We start from the raw sequence: 7,938 nt of genomic DNA, 5'->3' as shown, positions 1-7,938 counted from the left end.
CAAATCTTGCTAGTACACCAATTATGACAGGTTTTCTATATATTAGACTTCCTGCATAAGTCACTTCTAAAGGCAATTTGTACGTCGATCCGGTACTCGAATCCTCGCGTATGTCTATATACGCTGCGGTTCTGTGTTCCGTGTCTCCTTCAAATTCCTCTTTATAAGATGACTTATGCAGGAAGTCTATTTTATTTGGAATAAAATCTTTAGTAATATTTATCATATTCGGTAGGATGAATATCCTAGACTCGGCAAAGTTATTTTTTAGTAAAAATTCTTTCATATGATGTGTTAGAGCAATAACAAAATCACATTTACGTAGTCCTTTTAGACCATAATTATGAGCGATACCGATTAGTCTTATATTTTGTGATTTAGCAAATTTGCTAAAATTTATTGCTCTATTACCGTGAGCTATAATTATATCGGGTTTAGTTTTATAGATTATATATTTAAGAATAGCTACAGAGAGTAAATCAAACGGTACTAAGTTAAGTAGTTTAAAACTTGTCTTACGTAGAAAGGAGTTTATTTTTGCTTTGTAAGAAGTGACGTTAATAACCTCAATTTTTTGCATTTCAAGAGCAGTACTATAATCTAAAAATGCTTGTTGAATTCCGCCAAGATCACGGCTTAACATAATATTAAGTACTTTCATTTCTATTTTTTATATATAATAACTTCATTATAGCAAATTTGCTATAATTTGCTATAATACAATCTTAAATATTATAATTGGTTATGACTAGTAAAATTAATTTTGTAAAAATGCAGGGTCTAGGTAATGATTTCGTGATCGTTAATAAACGGGATTTAGCAACTTCAGATCTATCGCAGTTAGCAAAAAATATAGCGGATCGTCATATGGGTATAGGCTGTGATCAGTTTATTATATATGAAGAGTGTGATGATTTTTATAAAATGATTATCTATAATATAGACGGCTCTAATGCTAAATTATGCGGTAATGCTACACGATGTTTAGCCAAATTAATTTATCTTGATACGGGAAAGAAAGATATTACCATAATGGTAGGCAAGAAAAAATTGCTATGTAATGTGGAAGATGAAAATAAGATTAGCGTTAATGTAGGAACCGTTAGTTTTAACGAATCTTGGATGCCAAGTCGTGATAAGATTTGGAAATTCGTAGAGCGTTATATGATTGATTTAAAGGAAACTATTTGTGTTGATGTCGGTAATCCGCATTTGGTTATTTTTAGTAAATTAGAGCCTCAAGATCAAAAAATTGTTGGTGAAAAATTGCAGGCTAAGGAATTATTCGCAGATGGGGTAAACGTTAATTTTGCCGAAATTAAAGACAATAAAATTTATCTATCTGTTTGGGAGCGAGGGGCAGGGCTAACGCTTGCTTGCGGAAGCGGGGCTTGTGGCAGTTTTGCTGCCGGTTTAAAGCTCGGTTTTATCCATTCACCAAGTACGGTAGTGTTTAAGCACGGTAGCCTTACTATGAAAGAAGAAAACGGCAATATAATAATGCAAGGACCTGCCGCAATAGTAGCTGAAGGAGTATATTATTGTGAGCAATAATCTGAAGCAAGAAGTAGTAACATTTGGTTGTCGGCTTAATATTTATGAAAGCGAGATAATACGAAAAAACTTGGAATTATCGGGTATCGATAATGTGGCGGTATTTAATACTTGTGCCGTAACTAAAGAAGCTGAGAAACAAGCAAGACAAGCTATTCGCAGAGCTAAAAAAAATAATCCTGATTTAAAAATTATTGTTACAGGTTGCAGTGCTCAAACTAAGCCAAAAATGTACGGTGATATGCCGGAAGTTGATAAGGTTATAGGTAATGAAGAGAAATTATTGCCTAGCTATTACCAAATTACAGGTGAAAAAATAGTAGTTAACGATATAATGTCGGTGAAAGAGACGGCAGGTCATTTGGTAAGTAGTTTTGACGGTAAATCTCGTGCTTTTATTCAGGTACAAAACGGTTGCGATCATTTTTGTACTTTCTGTATTATCCCTTACGGTAGAGGTAAAAGTAGGTCAGTACCGATAGGAGCTATAGCAGAGCAGGTAAAGTTATTAGTATTAAACGGCTTTAAAGAAGTGGTTTTTACGGGTGTTGATGTTACGGCTTACGGTAGTGATTTACCGGGAAGCCCAACATTCGCACAAATGATTAAACGAGTTTTGAATTTAGTCCCTGAATTAAAAAGGCTTCGTTTATCTTCGATAGATGTAGCTGAAATAGATGATGAACTTTTTGAACTTATAGCTTATAGTGAGAGAATAATGCCGCATTTTCATATTAGCTTGCAAGCGGGCGATGATATGATATTAAAGCGTATGAAAAGACGGCATAATAGGGCAAATGTAATAGAGTTTTGTCGGAAGATACGGGCAATAAGACCTGAAGTATCGTTTGGAGCTGATATTATAGCTGGTTTCCCGACGGAAACTCCTGAAATGTTTGAAAATACTAGAAAACTAATCACAGAAGCGCAGCTGCAATATTTACATGTTTTTCCTTATTCGGAAAGAGAAGGGACGCCCGCAGCTCGTATGCCGCAAGTACCAAAAGATATAAGGAAAGAAAGAGCAGAGATTTTAAGGCAAGAGGGGCAGAATCAGTTAACAGAGTTCTTTAAAAAGCATATAGGGCAGAAAGTGGAGTTATTGGTGGAGAATAATAATATTGCCCATACTGAAAATTTTATTCCAGTAAAGCTAGATGAACCTTTAGAAATAGGGCAGATATTTAAAGCAAAATTGGTAGGGATAGAGGAAGGGCATATGAGGTGTGAGTTGGTTTAACTACCTCGTCATTGCGGCGTGGATACCAACCCCGTCATTGCGAGCAGCTGTAGGCTGCGTGGCAATCTCATGAAATAATAACAAATTCCTGAGATTGCCGCGTCGAGGCTTTGCCTCTCCTCGCAATGACGCCCTGTTATATAATAAAAAAACAAAAAATTATGGAAAATATAGAAACAATATTAAGGCTTGCTGAGGAAAAAATCTTATTAGTACAAAACTTAAAAGATCTGCAAGAATATAAAGTAGAATTTTTAGGCAAGAACGGTATAGTGACCGGTGAGCTTAAAAAACTAGGTAGTTTAAATGAACAAGAACGTAAAGAATTTGGCTTTAAAATCAATAAATTAAAAGATAAAATACAGAATATAATAAAAGCAAAAGAAGAAATTTTAGAGGAGCAGGAACTAAATTTTAAACTTGCTGCCGATAAAATTGATTTAACAATCCCTGCAAGGAGATATAAACAAGGTTCTATTCATCCAATAACACAATGTAGTGAGGAGTTAATACAAGTATTTTCACAATTTGGTTTTACTATAGAAAACGGACCGAATATTGAGAATGATTTCCATAATTTTACCGCTCTCAATTTTGAAGATGACCATCCGGCAAGACAAATGCATGATACTTTTTATTTAAAAGGACAAGAAAACGATAAACCGATGTTGCTACGTACTCATACCTCAACAGTGCAGATTAGAGCAATGAAAAACGGTAAACCACCTTTTAGGTTTATAGCTCCCGGTAGGACTTATAGGTCAGATTCGGATATGACTCATACACCAATGTTTCACCAAATAGAAGGGCTTGTTATTGATAAAAATATCAATATGGGTCATTTAAAATACGTTATCACGGAATTTATAAAAAGCTTTTTTGAAAATTCTAATATTGAATTACGCTTTAGACCTAGTTTTTTCCCCTTTACCGAACCTTCTGCCGAAGTTGATATTCGGATGAATAAAAATGATAAATGGCTTGAGGCGCTTGGGTGTGGGATGGTTCATCCAAACGTGCTTAAGAATGTCGGAATCGATAGCAATGAGTATCAAGGTTTTGCTTTCGGGCTTGGGGTAGAGCGTTTTGCAATGCTAAAATATAATATTAAAGATTTAAGACAGTTTTTTGAAGGAGATATGCGTTGGCTTAAACATTATAATTTCGGGGGCTTTGATATACCGAATTTAGCAGGAGGGTTAACGAAATGAAATTTACATTATCATGGTTAAAGCAATTTTTAGAGACATCGGCTTCAGCTACTGAAATTGCCGAAGCCCTGACAGCCATTGGTCTTGAAGTAGAAGAGATGATAGATAAGGCGGCAGAGTTACAAAAGTTTGAAGTAGCTTATATTGCAAGTACTAAACCTCACTCGTCAGCTGATAAATTAAAGCTTTGTGACGTTGAGACTAAAAGCGGTATGTTGCAAATAGTTTGCGGAGCAAGCAATGCAAGAGCAGGCATAAAAGTAGTGCTTGCAAATATCGGAGTTGAGATACCAAACGGTAAGTTTAAGATTAAGGAATCTGTTATTAGAGGCGAAAAAAGCTGCGGTATGCTTTGCTCTGAAGAGGAATTATTGCTTGCTTCAGAGTCTGAAGGGATTATGGAGCTATCTGAAGATGCCGTCGTTGGAGAGACTTTTACTAAATATTACGGTTTAGATGATCCTATATTTGTAATTAACGTTACTCCTAATCGTGGTGATGCACTTGGAGTTTACGGCATTGCAAGAGATTTAGCAGCTAAAGGAATAGGAACACTTAAAGAGCTAGAAATTCCGGAAATAAAGAGTAGATTTACTTCTAAAATGCAGCTTAACGTACAGGATAAAGAAGCTTGTCCTTTATTTACATTTAGAGAAATAAGAAATTTAAAGAATAAACCAAGCCCTGATTGGTTACAGAAATTATTAAAAAATGCTGGGGTAAAAACTATTTCAAGCTTAGTCGATGTAACAAATTACATTTCCTATAGCTTCGGGCAGCCAATGCATGCTTACGATGCGGATAAGATACAGGGGGGTATTACAGTAACACGTCATTGCGAGGATGGACAATTGTCATCCCGCGGCTTGACCGCGGGATCCAATGAAATTACTAGTGCTGTAAATTGTTCTATGGATCCCGCGATCAAGCCACGGTATAACAAAGATGACGTAGTTAACTTCCACGCCCTAAACGGCAAGGAATATGTACTTACCGAAAATGATTTAGTTATAAAAGATGAAAGCGGTATCCATGGTCTTGCCGGTGTCATTGGCGGGGCTGATAGTAGTTGTCTAGATAGTACGACTAATATAATACTTGAAGCTGCTTGCTTTAATGCTAAAATTGTTGCAGCTAGTGGGCGAAGATTCCAAATTGATACGGATGCTAGATATCGTAATGAGCGTAATATCGATAGAAATTTTGCTGAAAAGGCTTTGGACATAGCAACTAATCTTATTTTGTCAATATGTGGAAACGGTGAAGTATCGGAAGTAGTGAAAGTCGGTGAAAAAGAGTCGCAAAAAAAACCTTTAGATTTTTCAGCATGCTATTTAGAAAAAATTACAGGAATTAAACTAAATATCAAAGAGATAGAAACTACATTAAATAAACTAGGATTTGTTACGGATGTTAAAGGTGAGATTATAAAGGTAATAGCTCCTTCTTGGCGTCACGATATAACTATTTTAGAAGATATAGCTGAAGAAATCGCTCGTATTTACGGTTATGATAAAATAGAGAGTATAAAATTACCCGAACTAGACCAAGATAATAATAAGCTAAGAGAGCATAAAAGAATCTCTAGTTTTAAAAGGATATTAGCAAGCAAAGGCTATGATGAAGTAGTAACTAATTCTTTTATGAATAGTGAAGATGCAAAATTGTTTGCGGAAGTGAAAGAAGAGTTATTTTTGCTTAATCCTATAAGTATAGAGGACAATTATATGCGTCCTACTATATTGCCGAATTTGTTAAATATAGTAAGTAAAAATCTAGCACGCTCTATAAAAGATATGGCGTTTTTTGAAGTCGGTCCGAGTTTTATAGATTTAAATACAGAAGCAACTTATTTAACTGCAATTATAACCGGTTCATATAATAATAAGAACCCTCATTCGTTAGGGCGGAGCTATGATGTTTTTGATCTCAAAGGTGATTTAGAGTTGGTAGCTGATTATGCAGGATTATCTATAGATAAATGTATAACCACAAATGGGACAGCAGTACCACAATATTATCATCCAACCAGAGCAGTAAATATAGGGCTTGGTAAAAATTTACTTGGGTCTTTTGGGCAGATACACCCTAAAATTTTGAAATATTACGATATTAACCAGGAAATATTTGCATTCGAGTTAAATATTACGAATTTGCCGTTGATAAAAGCTAAATTCGGTAAAAGAGACGAATTTACAGTATCGGATTTCCAAGCTAATTTTAGAGATTACGCATTTATTGTTGATCAAGATCAAGCGAGTGGTGAAATAATATCATATATAAATAATTTTAATAAAAAGCTTGTCAAATCAGTTATATTATTTGATATTTATAGCGGTGATAAATTACCTGAAAGTAAAAAATCTATAGCGATTAAAATAGAGCTACAAGCAGATGATCGCACGTTGTCTGATACTGATTTAAATTCGTTCAGTAAAGATTTAATTGCTGCTATATCGCAAAAATTTCAAGGAACATTAAGAGAATAACAATATGTTAAAATTAATAGTTGAAACAAAAACGTTAGTTCAGTCCTTAGGGTTTGCAAGTTCCGTTGTTGAAAAACGTAATGTAATACCTGAATATGCAAACATTAAATTATCGGCAAAAGACGGCAATCTAGAGCTTAGTTCTACTAATATGGATTTGTACTTAAGTCAAAAAATAGCAGTACAGGTAGTAAGTGAAGGTGAACTTACCGTTTCTACAAAAACTCTAAATGATATAGTCCGAAAACTTCCGGATTCTGAGCTTACATTAACTGATCTAGGTACAACGGGACTTGAGATCAAAGGAAAAAATTGTAAATTTAATTTATTTACTTTGCCGGTTAGTTCTTTTCCCGCAATGGACAGTATTAATCCTGAAGCAAGTTTTAAAATTTCCTGCACGGATTTTGCTAAAATAATCGAATCAACAAAATTTTCGATTTCTTTAGATGAAACTCGTTATAATTTAAACGGTGTTTATTTACATATAAAAGACAAAGAGTTTTGTTCGGCAAGTACCGATGGGCATAGGCTTTCGATTTCATGGGTAACATTAGAGAAACAAATAAAGAATTTTGGAGTTATATTACCGCAGAAAAGTGCAGAGGAAATTTTAAAAATAGTTAAAGATCCTAAAAATATAAATGCAGATATAGAAATTTTATTAAGTAGCAATAAAGTTAAATTTATATGTAATGAAAATACTATTATGCTATCAAAGCTTATAGATGGTACTTTTCCTGATTATAGTGCTTTTATTCCGGAAAGCAGCAGCTCAAAATTAGTAATTAATCGAAAAATATTTGCAGATAGCATTGAACGAATAGCGATAATAACCGTTGAAAAATTTAGAGCGATAAAATTATCGTTATCTCGTGAAACCTTAGAGATTAGTGCTGTCGGCGAAGCAAGAGGCAATGCAAAAGAAGTTATTAATTCTTCACAAAATAAGGAAAATCTTTATGAATATAATAGCGATGAGTCTTTAGCTATAGGTTTTAATCCACAATATTTAGAAGATGTATTAAAAGCTGTAAAATCGGATTTAGTAGAATTATATTTTTCAGATGTTTCAGCACCGGTACTTATTAAATTTCCTGAGAATCCTAAAGATATTTTTGTCGTCATGCCTGTTAAGGTATAAGTTTTATGAAAGTCGGAATATATAAGCATTACAAAGGAAAACTATACCAAGTTATAGATACCGCAAAACATACCGAAACTTTGGAAGAGTTAGTAGTTTATAAAGCATTATATGATGATTTTCAGCTTTGGGTAAGACCGCTTGAAATGTTTAACGGAAAGGTTTTATTAAACGGCAAAAATATTCCACGTTTTGAATTTATTTCTGAGAAATAATTAAATCTGCCCTATGTCACAGCGAAGGCATTGTTGCGTGGATCGGTAAAATCCACTGTGTCACCCCGTGGCTTGACCACGGGGT

Annotated in this window: 7 protein-coding genes; 6 read left to right on the top strand and 1 reads right to left on the bottom strand. The window is 34.3% G+C overall.

Annotated features, from left to right (window positions below; all coding sequences use genetic code 11):
- A partial coding sequence (locus tag AC1Z7D_RS04980) for a palindromic element RPE1 domain-containing protein (protein ID WP_482602513.1) occupies positions 1 to 661 on the bottom strand: 661 nt, incomplete at its 3' end.
- Positions 662 to 744: 83 nt separating this feature from the next.
- Here AC1Z7D_RS04980 and dapF point away from each other — a divergent pair.
- From dapF to AC1Z7D_RS04950, 6 genes are all read left to right on the top strand, one after another.
- The gene (gene dapF, locus AC1Z7D_RS04975) at positions 745 to 1,554 is read left to right on the top strand and encodes a diaminopimelate epimerase (protein ID WP_482602511.1); all 810 of its coding nucleotides are present in this window, start codon (positions 745 to 747) and stop codon (positions 1,552 to 1,554) included.
- A complete protein-coding gene (mtaB, locus tag AC1Z7D_RS04970; protein ID WP_482602509.1) occupies positions 1,544 to 2,794 on the top strand; it encodes a tRNA (N(6)-L-threonylcarbamoyladenosine(37)-C(2))-methylthiotransferase MtaB in 1,251 nt (416 codons plus the stop codon). Before dapF ends, mtaB begins: the two co-directional genes overlap by 11 nt.
- Before the next feature lie 161 nt (positions 2,795 to 2,955).
- On the top strand, positions 2,956 to 4,005 hold the full coding sequence (gene pheS, locus AC1Z7D_RS04965; RefSeq protein ID WP_482602507.1) for a phenylalanine--tRNA ligase subunit alpha: 1,050 nt from the start codon (positions 2,956 to 2,958) through the stop codon (positions 4,003 to 4,005).
- On the top strand, positions 4,002 to 6,494 hold the full coding sequence (gene pheT, locus AC1Z7D_RS04960) for a phenylalanine--tRNA ligase subunit beta (RefSeq protein WP_482602505.1): 2,493 nt from the start codon (positions 4,002 to 4,004) through the stop codon (positions 6,492 to 6,494). The genes pheS and pheT overlap by 4 nt, the downstream gene beginning before the upstream one ends.
- Before the next feature lie 4 nt (positions 6,495 to 6,498).
- Positions 6,499 to 7,638, top strand: a complete 1,140-nt coding sequence (dnaN, locus tag AC1Z7D_RS04955) for a DNA polymerase III subunit beta (protein WP_482602503.1) — start codon at positions 6,499 to 6,501, stop codon at positions 7,636 to 7,638.
- A gap of 5 nt (positions 7,639 to 7,643) precedes the next feature.
- Positions 7,644 to 7,853, top strand: coding sequence for a DUF1653 domain-containing protein (locus tag AC1Z7D_RS04950; RefSeq protein ID WP_482602501.1), 210 nt, complete (start codon positions 7,644 to 7,646; stop codon positions 7,851 to 7,853).
- The last annotated feature ends 85 nt before the right edge of the window (positions 7,854 to 7,938 follow it).

This window comes from Rickettsia sp., from assembly GCF_965035265.1.
The sequence above is the reverse complement of the archived record's forward strand: the minus strand, read 5'-3'. Positions and strand labels throughout refer to the sequence as shown.